Origin of the sequence: Hydrogenophaga sp. (assembly GCF_050250835.1) — a bacterium.
Lineage (GTDB): Bacteria > Pseudomonadota > Gammaproteobacteria > Burkholderiales > Burkholderiaceae_C > Hydrogenophaga.
The window spans coordinates 40,827-57,955 of the sequence record NZ_JBFWNX010000017.1 but is presented as its reverse complement, the minus strand read 5'-3'; the positions used below and the strand labels follow the sequence as shown (position 1 = coordinate 57,955).

Sequence of the window (17,129 nt, the reverse complement as noted above, 5' to 3'; positions counted from 1 at the left end):
CACGAGGAGACCCGCATGAACTTTCCCGTCCAGAAGACCGAAGCCGAGTGGCGTGAACTGCTGGCCAGCAAGGGCGCCGAGCCGCGAGCGTTCGAAGTGACGCGCCAGGCGGCCACCGAACGACCCTACAGTGGCAAGTACGAGGAGGTCTGGGCCGATGGCAGCTACCACTGCATCTGCTGCGGCAACACCCTGTTCGACGCCAGCACCAAGTTCGACGCCGGCTGCGGTTGGCCCAGCTTTTCGCAGGCCGTGCCTGGAGCGATCACCGAAATCACCGACCGCAGCCACGGCATGGTTCGCGTGGAAACCGTGTGCAGCCAGTGCGGCGCGCACCTGGGCCACGTATTCCCGGATGGCCCCACGCCCACCGGACTGCGCTACTGCATGAATTCCGCTTCGCTGGAGCACCAGCCCACCAAGGACACGCCATGAAAGCCCAGACCATTCTCCAGACCATCGGCCGCACCCCTCACATTCGCGTCCAGCGCTTGTTCGGCAAGGCGAGCCAGCAGGTCTGGATCAAATCGGAGCGCAGCAACCCTGGCGGCTCCATCAAGGACCGCATCGCCCTGTCCATGGTGGAAGACGCCGAGAAAAGCGGTGCGCTGAAACCTGGCGGCACCATTGTCGAGCCGACCTCTGGCAACACCGGCATCGGCCTGGCCATGGTGGCCGCCGTCAAGGGTTACAAGCTCATTCTGGTGATGCCCGACAGCATGTCGGTCGAGCGCCGCCGCCTGATGCTGGCCTACGGCGCCAGTTTCGACCTGACGCCGCGCGAGAAAGGCATGAAGGGCTCGATCGCTCGTGCCGAGGAGATCGTGGCCAGCACACCCGGCGCATGGATGCCGCAGCAGTTCAACAACCCGGCCAATGTGGAGGTGCATGTGCGCACCACGGCCGAGGAGATCGCTGCAGACTTTCCCGATGGCGTAGATGCGATCATCACCGGCGTGGGCACGGGCGGTCACATCACGGGCGTGGCGCGCGTGCTCAAGGCGCGCTGGCCGAAACTGCAGGTGTTTGCCGTGGAGCCGGCGGCTTCGCCCGTCATCTCTGGTGGCAGCCCCTCGCCCCACCCCATCCAGGGCATCGGCGCCGGTTTCATTCCCGACAACCTCGACAAGAGCCTGCTCGATGGCGTGATTCAGGTCGATGCCGAGCCGGCACGCGAGATGGCGCGCCGATGCGCGCGCGAGGAGGGCATGCTGGTCGGCATTTCTTCGGGTGCCACGCTCGCTGCCATCGCCCAGAAGCTGCCCGAGCTGCCGGCCAACGCCGTCGTGCTGGGGTTCAACTACGACACCGGCGAACGCTACCTGTCCGTCGAAGGATTCCTGCCGGCATAAAGAAACACCCCCCGCGTCGCCTACGGCGCCTCCCTTCTCTCTCGCCTTCGGCGGGTAGGGGGCGATACCTGGGGCCGGCGGAGCCGGACCCTCGGCGTCCCAGGATGGGGCCGGTGTCTACGATGCGGGTGACAAGCAACGCGACGACAGACTTACATGAAAACACTCTCCGACATCCGCCTGTCCATGCTCGATCTGGTTGCCGTGCGCGAAGGCGGCAGCGTGGCCGACGCGCTGGCCGTGGCGCTGCGCACCGCGCAGCACGCCGAATCGCTGGGCTTCACGCGCTACTGGCTCGCCGAGCACCACAACATGAGCGGCATTGCCTGCTCGGCCACCGCCGTGCTGGTGGGCCACATTGCGGGAGGCACCAAGCACATGCGCGTGGGCTCGGGCGGTGTCATGCTTCCCAACCATGCACCGCTGGTGGTGGCCGAGGCCTTCGGCACGCTGGCCGAGCTCTACCCCGGCCGCATCGACCTGGGCCTGGGCCGTGCGCCGGGCACCGATCCGCACACCATGCGCGCGCTGCGCCGGGACCGCGTGGAAACCGAGGCCGATTTCCCGCGCGACGTGGCCGAACTGCAGCAGTTGCTGGGCCCGGCTCAGCCCGGTCAGCGTCTGATCGCCAATCCGGGCGCGGGCACCAACGTGCCGATCTGGCTGCTGGGCTCCAGCCTGTTTTCGGCGCGCCTTGCGGCCGAGCGAGGCCTGCCCTATGCATTCGCCTCTCACTTTGCGCCGCGCTTGCTCATGCAGGCGCTGGACGTGTACCGCCGCCAGTTCCAGCCCTCGGCCACGCTGGACAAGCCCTACGCCATCGTGGGCGTGCCGCTGATCGCCGCGCCCACCGACGCCGAAGCCGAGTTCCTCGCCAGCAGCACCTACCAGCGCGTGCTGGGCATCCTGACCGGACGGCGCGGCCTGTTGCCGCCGCCGGTGGAAAACTTCATGGAGCGCCTGCACCCTCAGGAGCGCGCGGGCATCGCCGATTTCCTGGCCATGGCCGTCATTGGCGGACCCGAAACCGTGCGCGAAGGGCTGACCACACTCGCCGAAGCCACCGAGGCCGACGAGTTCATGATCGTGAGCGACCTGTACGACCCGGCGCTGCGCCTGCGCTCGCTCAGCCTCACGGCCGAGGCCATGGCCAGCCAGCACACGCCGCAACTGGCCTGACGCGCTACCTGCGGATCATCTGCATGATCTGACCGGCGTCCAGCGTCGCCGCCTTCTGCCGGATCTGCGGCAGGTACTGCGTCTGCATCTGCTTGGCGGGGCCGAGCAGATCCTGGAAGGTCTGCCTGAGCAGCTCGGTGCTCATCACCCGCCCGCCCGCGTAGTAACGCTTGGCCACCTGGCCCAGCGCGTACGTGGTGGCAAAGGAAAACGCCATGCCGGTGGCCGCGCGGCCGATGCCACCTAACGTGCGCCCTGCGGCCTTGCCCAGCAGGCCGCCCAGCAACTTGCGACCGAATTGCTCCAGGTATTGCGAGGTCAGGCCCACGCCCACGGCGGCAATGAATTCGCGGATGTGGCCCTGGTCCAGCTCCACCCCGTGCGCCTTGCCGATGGCGTAGACCATCTTCACCTGCAAAGGGATGATGGCCATGGAGGCCCAGGACTGTGGAAGCAGTTCGAGCGCGCCGTTGAGCAACGCATAGTTCAGTATGGATTTGTCCAGCTCGGCATGGAGCGCCTGCGTGGGTGCGGGCGTTGCCACCGCAGTTGCGGGCACGGGAACCGCCGCGGGCACCGCCACCTCTGCGGCCTGCACCACGGCATCGGCCTCCCGTTCAAAGGCGGCAGCCTCAGAGGCATCGAGCTTCAGGCGCGCTTTCAGGTCGGAGAGGAACGCGCATTCGGCCGGGCTCTGGCGGCCATCTGCGTCGCACACACACACCGCCATCTCGTAGGCCAGCTGGCGCTGCCCTGGGTCCTGCAGTCCGGCCACCGCATCGTTCAGCGACACGCGCTTGAGCAGCACGTCCTGGTACAGCCGGGTCAGGCCTGCGCCTCCGGCCTCGTGGCCGAGGGTGTCGGCCATCTGCCGGATCGACTCGCGTTCGGCATCGGCCTTGTTGCCATCGGCAAAGGCGGCCAGCAGGGCAACACAGAGGATGGATTGTTGTTCCTGAGGGGACATGACGAAACGATTCCTTGAAGATGTCGATCGGTGCGATCGGGTCGATTGAAAGAGTCTGCGGGCCCGAAGGGAGTTCCTTCCCAAGCCCCGCTTAAGTCTGTGCCCAGTGCCAAGCCCGATAATCTCTCCCATGCGTTTCCTCATCGACTTTTTCCCCATTGCGCTTTTCGTGGCGGCGTACAAGATGGCCGACATCTACACCGCCACGGCCGTGCTCATGGTGGCCACCCTGGTGCAGACCGGCCTGATCTACGCCATTGACCGGCGCTTGCAGACCTTGCACAAAGTCACATTGGCTCTGGTGCTGGTTTTCGGCGCGCTCACCCTCTTCCTGCAGGACGAGCGCTTCATCAAATGGAAGCCTACGGTGCTCTACGCCAGCATGGCCATCGTGCTCGCTGCCGCCCTCTGGATCTGGAAGAAAAACTTCCTGCAGCTCCTGCTGGGCAGCCAGCTCAAGCTGCCCGAGCCGGTCTGGGCACGGCTCACCGTGGCCTGGATCGCCTATTTCCTGTTCATGGCGGCGATCAACGGCTACGTGGCAGCGTACTTTTCCACCGAGTTCTGGGTCGATTTCAAGCTCTGGGGCTACATCTTTCCGGTGGTCTTCATCGTCGGCCAGGGCCTGTACATCTCGCGTTACCTCAAGGACGACGTGGTGGAAAAATCATGACCGATCCAGGCGTACCCACCGCCCACGCCATCGAGGCGCGCTTGCGCGAGGCTTTGTCGCCTACCGTACTGGAGGTGATCGACGAAAGCGCGGCGCACGCCGGGCATTCAGGTGCCAACGGGCTGGGTTTCGGCACCCATTTCCGGGTGCGCATCGGGGGGCCAGCCTTCACCGGCAGGACCCGCGTGGCACAGCACCGCCTTGTGTATGATGCGCTGCAAAAATTCACCGACGCCGGCCTGCACGCCCTGGCCATCGAGATCAGGGTCTGAATCCCGGCATCACCCAGACAGGCGCTACGTTCTGATACCTGTTCGCTGAACCCCTCTGCGCGGGACAGCTCCAACCCTTTTTTCATCCGAGGAATACCATGAAATTCTCCCTGTCGGCCCTGACTGCGGCCGTGCTGATCACGACCGCCTCGCTGGCCAGCGCTCAGAACGTGGCCGTTGTCAACGGCAAGCCGGTTCCAGTCGCACGGTTGAACGTGCTGGCCGAGCAGCTTGCCGCATCCGGGCGGCCCGTGGACGATTCGATCCGTGCGCAGCTCAAGGAAGAAGTGGTGTTGCGTGAGATCTTCATGCAGGAAGCGCAGAAGCGCGGCGTGGCTTCCAGCCCGGAATTCAAGAACCAGATGGCGCTGGCCCGCGAGACCATCATGATTCGCGCCCTGTTTGCCGACTTCCAGAAGAAGAATCCGGTGACCGAGGCCGATCTCAAGGCCGAGTACGACCAGCTCGTGGCGGCCAACAGCGGCAAGGAGTACCGTGCCCGCCACATCCTGGTGGAAAAGGAAGACGAGGCCAAGGCCGTCATCAAGTCGCTCAAGGGCGGCGCCAAGTTTGAAGACATCGCCAAGAAGCAATCCAAGGACGCCGGTTCCGGCGCCAATGGCGGCGACCTCGACTGGGCCGCAGCGGCCAGCTACGTGCCCGAGTTCTCCGAAGCCATGGTGAAGCTGGAAAAGGGCCAGATGACCGCGGAACCGGTGAAGAGCCAGTTCGGCTGGCACGTCATCCGCTTGGACGACGTCCGTCAGGCGGAGATGCCGAAGTTCGACGACATCAAGCCGCAGATCGCCCAGCAGATGCAGCAACAGAAGCTCAAGGACTTCCAGCAGAATCTGCGCGACAAGGCCAAGATTCAGTAAGGCGGCACTGCCTGTGAAAAGCGCGGCAGGTCCGCGCTTTTTTTTCGTCACGACAGGCGCGTGCCCAGCCAGATCAACCCCATCAGCACCGGCTGGTGCAGGAGGTAGTAGGAAAGGCTCCAGCGCCCCAGGTTGACGAGCCCACGCCGCAGGCCGCTGGTATTGCCGCCACCCACCTCGAGCCAGTTGCGCCGCTGCCGCAGAGCCCACTGCCCGGCGGCCAGGCCCCACCAGACCACGCCGAGCCAGGGCAGCAACGGCACGTAGTCTTCGGTGATTGGCTTGCGGTTGATGAAGCCGAGCCAGTTGAGCCAGGGGCCGTTGAACACCTCCAAGGCCGGCCAGGCCGCCATGGCCGGAGGTGCAGCGAACTTCAGAGCGATCACCAGCGCACCGAGCGGCCACAGCCAGACGCCCCACCCCGCCGTGACCCGCGCCACGACCAGCATGACCGCAATGCCGTGCAGCACCCCGAAGTAGATGAAGCTGCGGGGAAACACCAGCAGCGAACCGGCTGTGACCAACAGGGCTGCGCCTGCGACCTGCAGCCAACGCCGCCAGAAGCGCGCCCAGGGTTGCCCCTGATGCACGGCAACCGCCTGAGACAGACCGGCCGTGAAGAGAAACAGGCTCACGATGGCCGAGCGCTGCCAGGTCCAGAACGGATCGCGGTAGAAGTCCTCCCTCAGAAGGCCGAAGAAATTCAGGTCGAAGCAGAAATGGTAGGCCGTCATCCACAGCATGGCCGCGGCGCGCAGCAGGTCGATGCGGTCCAGACGCTGGGTCATGAGGCTCAGGCGCTGTCGCGGTGAATGCCCAGCAGCAACTCGGCCAGGGCCCGGGGTTCGCTCACCATGGGGTCGTGGCCGGTGGCCATTTCCAGCACCTGCCAGCCCGGTTCGTTGCGCACCCGCAGTCGGGCCGGGGCAATGGTGGCCAGGGCGGGCGAAGTGCAGTCGATGAAGGTGCGTGGCACCGAGGCCAGACGTTCGGCGTCGAAATCCAGCGGCTGCTGGTACACGCGAAAGGGCTGTGGGGTCTGCCGCCGGTTCACCCAGTCGCGGTCGTTTCCCGTGAGGCCGAAGATGGCGGCATCGGGCGGGGGGAAACTCAACCCCCCGCTGGTCCTGGATGCCTCGATGCGGGCCTGCTTCGTTTCGGCCGAGTGGTGACTGCTCCAGCTGTCACCGGGGTACGGCACCGCAGCGTCGAGGTAGACCAGATGAGCCAGCGCACCAGGGCGTTCGCGTTGAAGGCGGTCGGCCACGCCAGTGACCACCATGCCCGCGTAGCTGTGTCCCACCAGCACCAGGCGCGTGGGTTCTTCCGCCTCAATCAGGCCCATCACGTCCTGGACGTGGGTGTGCAAATCCACCGCCGGGCTCAGCAGATGGGCACGCTCCCCCACGCCGGTGAGCGTCACGGCGTAGGCCGGCACCCCTGCAGCATGCAGCAGAGGCAGCACGCGCCGCCAGCACCAGGCGCCGTGCCAGGCACCGTGTACGAGCACGAACGCGGTTTCCGCTGGAGGCTGTGTGATCAAGGCGATGCTCCGGAGATGCTGTGGAATCACCGGATTCTGCCTTGCCCGCGATCGGGCGGGGACTCAGATGTAAGCAGGCGGTTGCGGCACGTGTTTCATGTGCAGGGAAAGGCCCAGCGCCGCCATGTGGTTGCTGTTGCGGGAAAGGATTTCCTGGGCCAGCGGAAGGAATTCGGCCTCCTCGTAGCCGGCGTGCGCGGCATACGTTTCCACCAGGCGGTAGAGGTCCTGAACGTCCAGGTCTGCATCCTGGCCTTTGGCCACGTATTTAAGTGGCTTCTCCAGCGATTTCCATTGCTTCTCGATGGCGCGATGCTCCAAGGTGAGGCGCTCGGTCATGGCCTTTACCCGGTTGCGTTCGGCTTCGGTCCCGGCGCTGGCCAGCACGGCGGGAAAGAGTTCGCGCTCTTCATCGACGTGGTGCTCGAAGACAGCCTCGCGGAAGAATCCCAGCGCCTCGGTGGCAATCTGTCGTGCGCGCTGCGCGGCGCTCAGCAGGCTGGCCAACTCGTCGAGCGAGCGCAGCTGCCGGAGGATGCCTGCGTGGCAGTCGGTGAAGTTGGTGATGGGGGTGTTCGCCGACGCGGGGCCGGCGTTCGCGGCGAGTGGGAAGGTGTTCATGGCGTGGATTTCCTGACAGGTCGCCGGGACCCGCCCCGACAGACACATGGAGTCTAGGCAGCGCTGCAGATGCCGGCTTGATGCAGGTCAAGCCGCACGGCTTCAGCGATGGGACACCAGCTCGAACAAGTCCTTCTCGTTTTCTGCGCCCGAGGCCACGATGAGTCGGCGCTGCATCTTCACGTAGCGCTTGACCTCCGGGGCGTACCAGATCAGGTAATGAATGCGCACCGGCTCGGTCTGCATGGACCCGGCGCCGCCACTCGGTTGTCGGTTGCTCGATACCTCGACCTTGTAGGCATTGAAGCGCCCAGCCGGCACCGTGACGGCTTCCTGGCCCAGCACGCGGGCTTCCGAGTACCACTGCCCCCACTGGCCATCTGCACTTGGGGTGGCAAATCCGCGCTGCACGCCCAGCCCTGCAAGCTCGTTGAAGGCCCCCAGATAGGGACTGAATTCGAGGCCCAGCACGCTCCAGTTGACGAAGCCCGGCGCACCACCAGGCGAGTTGCGCACTTCGGCCGCCATGCCACTGGCCGAGTCGGCCCGCAAGCTGTCGGTGACATGGCTGCTGGTCACCGCCTGCACCCCGATCACCAGGTTGCGTTTCGGACTGGTCGGCCACTTGCCACTGGTGCGGTAGGTCCAGGTCTCGCCCACCCGCGGCAGGCGCGCGTCTACCGCCGCACTGCGTGCCGGTTCGGGCGTTGGGGCGGTCCTGGGAGGCGCGGGCGCCGGAGCGGGAGTCGGTGTCGGTGTCGGTGTCGGTGTCGGTGTCGGTGTCGGTGTCGGTGTCGGTGCGGATGTGTTCGGTGGAGCCACTGGTGGCGATGCCGCTGTGCGTGCCGGAGGGTCTGCGGCCGGCGCTGGCCGGGTGAGCGCCGCCGAGCGGGCCGGCGGCGCAGAGGCGCCACCTGGAGGCCGCGAGGGCGCTGCCGCCACCTCCACGGGCGCAGGCGCCGTGGCCACGGCCGCTGCTGCGGGTTCGGGCTTCGGCATGCCCTCTGGCGCCGCAGCATCTGCGCTCAGAACAGGCCGGTTCGATGCATCGGCTTCTTCTGGCGGAGACGAATCTTGCGAAGACCACCACCCGCCGGCCACGACAGCGCAGAACACGGCCAAGCCACCCAGCACCCACGGCCATCGGCGCCTCTGCGCATCCCCCTTCCCGTGCGACGGGCTGTTCTCGGGCGGCATCGGCGGCGCCGCAGGTGGCGCCATGGTTGCGGCACCGTCCGACAACAAGCCCTCCATGGCACGAACGAGTTCGGCCGTGGAGGCTTCCCACTGCTTGTGGCTGACCTCGATGGCCTGGCGTCGGGCAAGCGGGCGCAGGTCTTCGGGCAGATCCTCGGCGCGTGGCATGGGTGCGCCGTCCACCAGCACGGGCACCACCCGGATGCCGCGCTTGAGTGCGATGACGGTTTCCAGCCGGATGAAGTCGTTCGGGTCATCCAGACGACGACGGCCGGCCGCGTCGGAGGTGTTCAGCCATTCATCGCCCATGACGACGATGAGCACGCGGCAGGAGCCCACGGCGTTTTCGATGGCTGTGACGAAGTCCGTGCCCGGTTCGATGCCTTCCACGTCCATGAACACCCGCTCGGCGCCGAAATGTCCGGCCAGGCGGTCGTACAGACGCCCGGCGTAGCCCGCCGTATCGTCGCGCCGGTAACTGATGAAGATCCCGTCCATGCAGCGAAGGCCCTTGTGCCGCCGGTGAGGTGACCGGGCCATTCTACGGCGCAGGTGCCGGCAGGCACCATCCACAAAACAGGGAGCGACGAGGCACTCGTGCAGACGCAGTGCCTAACTAACGACCGCGAGCATCGGAGGGCAAGGCCGTGTAGGGTGCCAGCAGGCCACCCTGGCCCAGGATGTCCGCCAGCGCCTTGCTTTCGGTGGCCAGCGCTTGCGCCTGTTCGTTGAAGCCGTAGTCCACAGCCGCCCCCGGCATCTGGGGCAACTCCGGGGTCCGCGTCTGTTCCTCGATGAAATAGGCGCTGGAACTGGCTTTCAAGGCGTGTTGCGTCACCTGGTTGTACAGGTTCAGGGATTCGACCACCATCTGGTTGTGCAATCTTCGGTTTTCCTGGGCGATGTCGAGTTGATGGATGTAGCGCGTCAGGTTGGAGAGTCTTGATGCCAGCCCGACGAACTCCATGGCTTGATCGGCGATTGCCTTGACATGCAATGCAGCGAAAGGCCCCGGCTTGCTCCAGATGTTCGCATCCAGCGCGGATGACGTCTGAATGAGCTTGGCCCATTTCTTCATGGCGGCATACATGCCATTGGCAAAACTCCAAACGCCCTCGGCCAGGTTCCAGTTGTGGATGGCGTAAGCCACCTCGGACTGCGTGCGATGGTCCTGCGTGGCCTTGCTCATGATGGAGGCCGCCAGGTGGGCGTTGTATTGGCCACGTCCTGCCACCGACACCATGGCGTCACAACCGAGGTAGCTTGATATCTGGGACGCGCTGACCGCACGCACGGGTTGATTGGCGGGCTGAGCGGGCGGAACCAGTAGGTCGGGGGACTCCAGCTCAAGCAGGTAGGCTGCAGCTCCGCGCTCCAGGACGCGTGAGAGCCCGTTGCACAGGTCCAGCATGCCGTCGTAGCCTTGCGGCAGCAGCTTTTTGAGGGCCACTGGGGCAGCGCGTGGATCGCTATCGCGATCTATGTTTCGATCGTTCACCAATACCGTGAAGGAACTGCGCCCGACACCCAGAGCCGAATCCAGCGAATAGCGAATGCGCGTGAATTTCACCTCTGGCAAACCCAGCGTCAGATACGGCAAGAAGCCCGACGTCTGAAGCGACTCGCAGGACTCCAGTCCATTGGCGATGGTGGCAGGACACGGAAAGCGCCGATGCACCGCTGCGAACGCCCGCACCGCAGCTTCCGAACGCTCCAGTTCCGCCGCAGCTCGGGCGTGACCCTCCAGGACCCGTGTCGCGCCGACCGCCTGCCACAGCACGAGGCTGGCCACGCCCATGACGGCCATGGCCACTGCGGTCTCCACCAGGGTCATGCCTCTCTGTCTTCGGCTCGCATGTCCGTATCGCATGGGTGTGATGCTCATGGCATCAGTCCCTTCAACTGGAGTGCCTGCACCTGTTGCAAACGCCAGAGGCGCTCCTCGTCGCGATCGGCTGCCACGGATCGAGCTTGGTCGCGCAAATGGGCCTCCTGCCCAACCTTGGCCCGCGCCCGACCGGCCATTTCGATGGAATAGTCCATGACCAGCGCCAGACGAGCCGCCTCAAACGAAAATCCGGCGATGTTGGTGGCTACCTTCAGGGCCCCGAGCGGCGTCGTTGCACCTGTCAACTTGGTGGCCACCAGGTTCCAGGAACTGGCCGCCAGACGGGCAGCCACATTGACCAGCCGCCATTGATGATTCACGAGGGATTCCACTGCCGACTGGACAGCCAGGCTGCGCAATCTCACGTTCAGTTCAGCGATCTCTTGCAGGTCAGATGCCAGCGTGGCTGCCTTCACCTCCGTGGCCAGCCGTGCAATCGCCGGTATGCAGCCCAGCCGGTGTATCAGGTTGAGGATGCCCACAGCGCGAACGTCTTGCGCCTGCGATGGCCCGGTGCCGCTGGCACCACGTTCAGACATGCCGTCCTGCTGCAGGCGAAACGCAAGTCTGGGCGTCACGCCACCATCCAGTCCGGCCTGTTCCTGCTGGATGACCCTCAGGCACAGATCCAGTCCGTTGGCGTCGGTGCGATCGGCGACCGCATTGCCCAGCATGCCCCATGGATCGGCTCGGTACGCCACGGCAGGAGGGCGCGTCAGTGACTTGCTCACCAAGTACCGGATGCTTCTGGGTGGTTCGGTGACCAGCACATCGGCGGGCAACCAACCTTCCCAATGGTCGGGTGCATGCGCGGACTCGGCGGCATCGACCGGCATGGGCAACCGATGATCTCGCACGGCCAGTCCATACAGCGCGTCTTCGACACGCTGCAAGGTTTCCCGGGCCTTGATTTGCCGGTTGTTGGACCCGACCAACTCCAGAGACTTCCAGAACCCCGTCGCCATGAGCCCCGCCAGGGCGACCACCACCACCGCCTCCAGCAGTCCCCAGCCGATCTGGTGCTGGCGCGGCGCCCCTGCGCACGGCATGCGATTCATAGGTCGGCAGCCTGAATTCCCGCGATCTGCCCCATGCCCGCTGCCAGGCCCGTCTGATGGGCAGAGAGCAGCATTTGCAACGCACCGTCCCAGACACGCTGACTGGCCGCTGCCTCGGCCGACTCCCTCAAAGCCCGAGCCTGTTGAATGCGAAGCGCCAGGGTGGTGGTGTTGCGTGCGGTGTCCACCGCCGAGAGTGCGACGCCCGCTGCCCCCTTTGAGATGCCGGACTGGTGTACCGGGACGTAGGGCCAGAGTGTTGGCTTGAGCGCCGCGATGACCATCCTGCGGGTGTTGTCCGCCATGTTGTAGACGCCGTTGCTCAGATCCGCCAGCGAATCCACCAGGTAGAAGGCATCGGACATCACCCCCAGTTCGGTGAGCTCCGCGGTTCGCCTGGCTCTCTCCATGTTGGCCACGCGAGTGGCAGCTGCGTGGTCGACCCAGGCAGCCGCCAGAGCCATGGCGTCCAGGGACGATGTCGCACTGTTGCATCCCAGGGCTTCATGGACCTTCGAGGGCGTTGCGAGGGTGACCTTGTCGCTGTAGGCGCTGTCTGTGGGTCGCCATGCCGATTCCATCATGGGCATGGCGAAATCGGCATTCAAGCCCGATGCGGCGTCAGATGCGCCTTGCGCAGCCACGGCGATGCCGAAAGCGAGTTGCTCCACATTGACCGGCGTGCCAATGTCCAATGCCGCACTCGATGAATCGCGCCAGGGCCTGGCAAACCCGCTTGCTGCCTCCAGCCGCTCGCACAGATCCAGGGTGCTGACGGTATCCGTCGGATAAGCGGCCGGCCGCTCGCCAGTGGGAAACGCGGGCTGAAACAGTGCCTGGGACACGGCCATGTCTTCGCGGTCCCCGCCGGCCGTGCGATTCACCATGTAGCGGATGGGCCAGCGGTGAGGCGCAGACATCCGGGCGACATCGCGCGTGTCATCGGGCATCGCCAGCAGCGTGCCCAAAGGGAGCCAACCCTTGGCCTGGCCGCTCGTGCAGTCTTCCGGGCCCGAACGCATGCGCGCCGGACAGGGCAATCGCCCATGCACGGCGGCAAAGCCTTGCACGGCTTGTTCGGCCCACACCAGCATGTCGCGCTGCTCACTCGTCTGAGCCAGCCTGAGTGTTGACTTCTGCAGAAGGGCGCCGCCAAGGGCCGAGCCTGCCACAGCCACCGACAGGAGCGACATGGCGATGGCGGCCATGCCGCGTTGTGTTGAGGCTCGCGCAGGTTGCCTGGAAAAACGGCGGAAAGGCAAAGTCATCTTCGATTCAACCCAACGATTGCCGGACCACCGCATGAGTGATCAGGGTCGAGTGCATGGCGGCACAAGCAGGCCGTTCCAGTCGCACACCGTGTGAAATCAGCCGTTCGTGGCGGCCGTGTTCGTCAGCGGGAAGTGTGCGAGGTGGTCATGAAAGGGCCGTGTCGGTTGCATGTCAAATTGATGACATGCAGGAAGGCCGACGGAGATGGCGCAGCGGGCGAAAGCACGGCCCGGGGCCTATGCGCGTGCAGGACCGCGCAGGCGGGAAAGCAGGCTCACCGCGAGCACCACCATCGCGCCAGCCACCAAGCCGGCGATGGCCCCGGCGAGGCTGGAGACCACCGGCCCGATCCAGCCCAGCGTGGCGGCAAATGCCTCGATGCCATGGCCCACGGCGGGAATGCCATGCACCAGGATGCCCCCACCCACGAGGAACATGGCGGCGGTGCCGAGCACGGAAAGTGTCTTCATCAGCCATGGGGCGGCGGCCAGGATGCCGCGACCCAGCGAGCGCTTCCAGGCGGCAGCCTGTTCATTGAGGTGGAGACCGAGGTCATCGAGCTTGACGATGCCGGCGACAAGGCCGTATACCCCCACCGTCATGAGCAGGGAGATGCCGACCAGCACCGCCACCCGCTGGCCCATGCCGACAGCGGCCACCGTGCCCAGAGTGATCACGATGATCTCGGCCGAAAGGATGAAGTCGGTCCGGATGGCGCCCTTGATTTTCTCTTTCTCGAAGGCGACCAGATCGAGGTTTTCGTTGGCCACGGCCTCGACCAGTTCCTGGTGATGTGCCTGCGCGTCGGGCTTGTGCGATCCGAATGCGTGCCAGAGCTTCTCGGCTCCTTCGAAACACAGGAAGAGGCCCCCGAGCATGAGCAGCGGTGTGATGGCCCAGGGTGCGAAGGCGCTGATGATCAGCGCCGCCGGCACCAGGATGGCTTTGTTGAGCAGAGAGCCTTTGGCCACCGCCCACACCACGGGCAATTCGCGGTCGGCTCGCACGCCCGTGACCTGCTGAGCGTTGAGGGCCAGGTCGTCGCCCAGCACGCCGGCGGTTTTCCTGGCGGCCACCTGGGTCATCGCGGCCACGTCGTCGGCCGCCGAGAGCCCCTGCCGCGCAGCGACCTTGGTCATCACCGCCACATCGTCGAGCAGCGTGGCAATGTCGTCGATCAGGGCGAGCAGACTGGTTCCGGCCATGGTGTGGTCCTGTTGAAATGGAGGTCAGCGCCCGGGCCAGACCAAGGGAAACATCGGGTCGTCGAGTGGCGCGCCATCGCCCAGGCGGTCGGCAAGACCCGCAAACGGCGGAGAGGTTCGCCAGGGCCGTGGCGCGTGGCGGGCATCCTGGCCCAGGTAGCGCGCCGAGAACACGCGTCGCCGCTGTGCCGGTCCCACCCCACTGGAGGCGTGCAGGCTCAGCATGTGAAAGGCCACGCAATCGCCAGGCTCCAGCGCCCAGGCGAGCTGGCGAAATTCATCGGGCTGGGTGTCAATGGCAGGCAGTTCGGCCAGTGCGCCCTCGGGAAACCATTTCGCCTGCTGGTCGCGGAAGGTGCGCGGCATGTACCAGGTGCCTTCGTGGGAACCGGCCACGAAGCGCAACGTGCTCGGCAGCGGTACCGGGTCCACGGGAATCCAGAAACTCACGTTCTGGCGACCACTCACGTTGTAATAAGGCTGGTCCTGGTGCCAGGGCGTAGGCTGTCGGGTGCCCGGCTCCTTGACCAGAAGATGGTCGTGGTACAGGCGCACCTCGCGGCTCTGCATGAGTTGCGCTGCCACGTGCGGCAGCGCCGACTGTTGCAGGACTTCGCGGTAGGCCGCGTTGTCCTGCCAGGTGCAGAAATCCTCGACAAATCGCCCGGGGTCGTCGGCCTCGCTGGCCACCAGTGCGAGCGGGCTCAGGTGGGCCAGGTTGTATTCGATACCCTCTTCCAGCCTGGCAAGTTCGCGGGCATTCAGTGCGCCGCGCAGCACCACGGCACCGTCGCGAAGATAGCCTTCGACCACCTCCGCATCGAGCGCCAGCGTGCGGGCCATGTCACCCGACCCACTTGCGCGCGTTGTGCCATAGGCGCATCCAGCCACTGTGGGCCGATCGGTCCTGATCGGTCCAGCTCATCTGGATGTTTCGGAACACCCGTTCGGGGTGTGGCATGAGCGCGGTGAAACGGCCGTCGGCGGTGGTCACCCCTGTGAGTCCGCCCGGGCTGCCATTGGGGTTGAAGGGGTAGGCCTCGGTGGCCACGCCCTTGTTGTCGGTGAAGCGCATCGCAGCGATGGCCCTGGACGCGTCTCCCCGGTGATGGAAGTTGGCGTAACCCTCGCCGTGTGCCACGGCAATGGGCAGGCGCGTGCCGGCCATGCCCTGGAAGAACAGACTGGGCGATTCAAGCACTTCCACCATCGACAGGCGCGCCTCGAAACGCTCGCTCTGGTTGGTGGTGAAACGCGGCCAGGCTTCGGCACCCGGAATGATGTCGGCCAGTTCGGCGAACATCTGGCAACCGTTGCAAACGCCCAGGCCAAAGGTGTCGGTGCGGGCGAAGAAGCCCTGGAACTGCGCCGACAGCGCGGGGTTGAAGGTGATGCTGCGCGCCCAGCCGATACCCGCGCCCAGCGTGTCGCCGTAGCTGAAGCCGCCGCAGGCGACCACGCCCTGGAAGTCGGCCAGCTTCGCGCGGCCGGTCTGCAGATCGGTCATGTGCACGTCGAACGCCTCGAAACCCGCCAGCGTGAAGGCGTAGGCCATTTCCACGTGTGAGTTCACGCCCTGCTCGCGCAGGATGGCGACCCTGGGGCGGGAGAGCAAAACCCCCGTTCGGGCTGAACTTGTCGAAGTCGTGTGGCCTGGATGCCCTTCGACAAGCTCAGGGCGAACGGGTGTTTCTGCGTCGGGGTGAAAGGTGAGCTTCGTGTGCAGGCCCGGATCGTCGGGTTGACCAGCCGCCGCGTGTTCGGCATCTGCACAGGCGGGGTTGTCGCGCTGCTGGTTGATTTTCCAGCTCACGCTGTCCCACACCTGGTGCAGGTCGAACAGGCTGGCCGAGAACACGGCCCTGGCATCGCGCCAGACCTGCAACTCGCCCTTGCCCGCGTCGATGGCCGAAGAAGCCGGGCGCGTCTTGCCGACAAAGTGGCTGTGCCTGGAAAGACCATGCTGGCGCAGGACCTGCATCACGGCGTTGCGGTCCTCGGTTCTCACCTGAAGCACCACGCCCAGCTCCTCGCTGAACAGCGCCTTGAGCGTGAGTTCTTCGCGCCGCGCGCTGACCTGCCCCGCCCAGTTCTTGGCGTCACCCATCTCGGCACGGCTGTCGCTGATGCCGTCGCCTTCAGTCACCAGCAAGTCCACGTTGAGCGCCACGCCCACGTGGCCGGCAAAGGCCATTTCGGCGGCGGCGGCGAGCAGGCCACCGTCGCTGCGGTCGTGATAAGCCAGTATCTGGCCCTGCGAACGAAGTGCGTTCACGGCGCTGACCAGGCGCACGAGGTCCTGCGCATCGTCGAGATCGGGCACCTCGCCACCGCCCTGCTCCAGCACCTGGGCCAGCACGCTGCCACCCATGCGGTGGCGGCCCTTGCCCAGGTCGATCAGCACCAGCGTGGTGTCGTCCAGGGCGTTGTTCAACTGGGGCGTGAGCGTGCCTCGCACGTCGGTCAGCGTGGCAAATGCGCTCACGATCAGGCTCACTGGCGAGGTCACCTTTTTCGTTTCTCCGCCTTCTTTCCACTGCGTGCGCATGGACAGGCTGTCCTTGCCCACCGGAATGGAAATGCCCAGTGCCGGGCAGAGTGCCATGCCCACTGCCTTGACGGTGTCGTACAGCGCGGCGTCTTCGCCCGGCTCACCACAGGCGGCCATCCAGTTGGCGGACAGCTTCACGCGCGGCAGTTCAATGGGTGCAGCCAGCAGGTTGGTGATGGCCTCGGCCACCGCCATGCGACCCGACGCAGCGGCGTCGAGGGCGGCCAGCGGCGTGCGCTCGCCCATGCTCATGGCCTCACCGGCGAAGCCCTTGAAGTCGGCCAGGGTCACCGCGCAGTCTGCCACCGGCACCTGCCAGGGCCCGACCATCTGGTCACGGTGAGAGAGCCCACCCACAGTGCGGTCACCGATGGTGACGAGGAAACGCTTGGAGGCCACGGTGGGGTGACTGAGCACGTCGATCACGGCCTTTTGCAGGTTCACGCCCGTGAGGTCCAGGGGGGTGGGCGGGC

17 protein-coding genes are annotated in these 17,129 nt (G+C 65.7%); 6 read left to right on the top strand and 11 right to left on the bottom strand.

Features of this window, described 5'->3' with window-relative positions:
* Window positions 1–15: 15 nt before the first annotated feature.
* The 3 genes from msrB to AB7F11_RS18170 all read left to right on the top strand — a co-directional run bounded on the left by msrB (window position 16) and on the right by AB7F11_RS18170 (window position 2,531).
* Complete coding sequence (gene msrB, locus AB7F11_RS18180; protein WP_428290829.1) at window positions 16–435, top strand: peptide-methionine (R)-S-oxide reductase MsrB; 420 nt, start codon at window positions 16–18, stop codon at window positions 433–435.
* Entirely contained in the window at window positions 432–1,352 is a 921-nt protein-coding gene (cysK, locus tag AB7F11_RS18175) for a cysteine synthase A (RefSeq protein ID WP_428290830.1), read from the top strand. The genes msrB and cysK overlap by 4 nt, the downstream gene beginning before the upstream one ends.
* A gap of 156 nt (window positions 1,353–1,508) precedes the next feature.
* A complete protein-coding gene (locus AB7F11_RS18170) occupies window positions 1,509–2,531 on the top strand; it encodes an LLM class flavin-dependent oxidoreductase (RefSeq protein WP_428290831.1) in 1,023 nt (340 codons plus the stop codon).
* Window positions 2,532–2,535: 4 nt separating this feature from the next.
* Here AB7F11_RS18170 and AB7F11_RS18165 read toward each other — a convergent pair whose 3' ends face one another.
* The gene (locus AB7F11_RS18165; protein ID WP_428300801.1) at window positions 2,536–3,630 is read right to left on the bottom strand and encodes a DUF533 domain-containing protein; all 1,095 of its coding nucleotides are present in this window, start codon (window positions 3,628–3,630) and stop codon (window positions 2,536–2,538) included.
* Here AB7F11_RS18165 and AB7F11_RS18160 point away from each other — a divergent pair.
* From AB7F11_RS18160 to AB7F11_RS18150, 3 genes are all read left to right on the top strand, one after another.
* Window positions 3,629–4,171 (top strand): septation protein A, encoded by a 543-nt coding sequence (locus AB7F11_RS18160; RefSeq protein ID WP_428300800.1) that lies wholly within the window; start codon window positions 3,629–3,631, stop codon window positions 4,169–4,171. The two genes, AB7F11_RS18165 and AB7F11_RS18160, sit on opposite strands and share 2 nt — an antisense overlap.
* Window positions 4,168–4,443: a BolA family protein gene (locus AB7F11_RS18155; RefSeq protein ID WP_428290834.1), complete on the top strand. Its 276-nt coding sequence runs from the start codon at window positions 4,168–4,170 to the stop codon at window positions 4,441–4,443. Before AB7F11_RS18160 ends, AB7F11_RS18155 begins: the two co-directional genes overlap by 4 nt.
* Before the next feature lie 98 nt (window positions 4,444–4,541).
* Complete coding sequence (locus AB7F11_RS18150) at window positions 4,542–5,321, top strand: foldase protein PrsA (protein ID WP_428290835.1); 780 nt, start codon at window positions 4,542–4,544, stop codon at window positions 5,319–5,321.
* A 47-nt stretch (window positions 5,322–5,368) separates the two neighbouring features.
* Here the strand turns inward: AB7F11_RS18150 and AB7F11_RS18145 are convergent, their stop codons facing one another.
* From AB7F11_RS18145 to purL, 10 genes are all read right to left on the bottom strand, one after another.
* Window positions 5,369–6,109, bottom strand: a complete 741-nt coding sequence (locus AB7F11_RS18145) for a heparan-alpha-glucosaminide N-acetyltransferase (protein WP_428300274.1) — start codon at window positions 6,107–6,109, stop codon at window positions 5,369–5,371.
* 5 nt (window positions 6,110–6,114) lie between these two features.
* Window positions 6,115–6,864, bottom strand: a complete 750-nt coding sequence (locus AB7F11_RS18140) for an alpha/beta fold hydrolase (protein WP_428300275.1) — start codon at window positions 6,862–6,864, stop codon at window positions 6,115–6,117.
* A 63-nt stretch (window positions 6,865–6,927) separates the two neighbouring features.
* Window positions 6,928–7,485: a hemerythrin domain-containing protein gene (locus AB7F11_RS18135; protein WP_428300276.1), complete on the bottom strand. Its 558-nt coding sequence runs from the start codon at window positions 7,483–7,485 to the stop codon at window positions 6,928–6,930.
* A 102-nt stretch (window positions 7,486–7,587) separates the two neighbouring features.
* Window positions 7,588–9,180 carry a toll/interleukin-1 receptor domain-containing protein gene (locus AB7F11_RS18130; protein WP_428300277.1) on the bottom strand — a complete coding sequence of 531 codons (1,593 nt, stop codon included), beginning with the start codon at window positions 9,178–9,180 and terminating at the stop codon, window positions 7,588–7,590.
* 118 nt (window positions 9,181–9,298) lie between these two features.
* Complete coding sequence (locus AB7F11_RS18125; protein WP_428300278.1) at window positions 9,299–10,567, bottom strand: type II secretion system protein; 1,269 nt, start codon at window positions 10,565–10,567, stop codon at window positions 9,299–9,301.
* Window positions 10,564–11,628 carry a hypothetical protein gene (locus tag AB7F11_RS18120; protein WP_428300279.1) on the bottom strand — a complete coding sequence of 355 codons (1,065 nt, stop codon included), beginning with the start codon at window positions 11,626–11,628 and terminating at the stop codon, window positions 10,564–10,566. The genes AB7F11_RS18125 and AB7F11_RS18120 overlap by 4 nt, the downstream gene beginning before the upstream one ends.
* Window positions 11,625–12,836 (bottom strand): hypothetical protein, encoded by a 1,212-nt coding sequence (locus AB7F11_RS18115; protein ID WP_428300280.1) that lies wholly within the window; start codon window positions 12,834–12,836, stop codon window positions 11,625–11,627. The genes AB7F11_RS18120 and AB7F11_RS18115 overlap by 4 nt, the downstream gene beginning before the upstream one ends.
* A gap of 300 nt (window positions 12,837–13,136) precedes the next feature.
* Window positions 13,137–14,105 (bottom strand): DUF808 domain-containing protein, encoded by a 969-nt coding sequence (locus AB7F11_RS18110; protein ID WP_428300281.1) that lies wholly within the window; start codon window positions 14,103–14,105, stop codon window positions 13,137–13,139.
* A gap of 24 nt (window positions 14,106–14,129) precedes the next feature.
* Entirely contained in the window at window positions 14,130–14,948 is an 819-nt protein-coding gene (locus AB7F11_RS18105) for a phytanoyl-CoA dioxygenase family protein (RefSeq protein WP_428300282.1), read from the bottom strand.
* Window position 14,949: 1 nt separating this feature from the next.
* Window positions 14,950–17,129, bottom strand: a 2,180-nt coding sequence (gene purL / locus AB7F11_RS18100; RefSeq protein WP_428300283.1) for a phosphoribosylformylglycinamidine synthase, incomplete at its 5' end; no start/stop codon positions are given.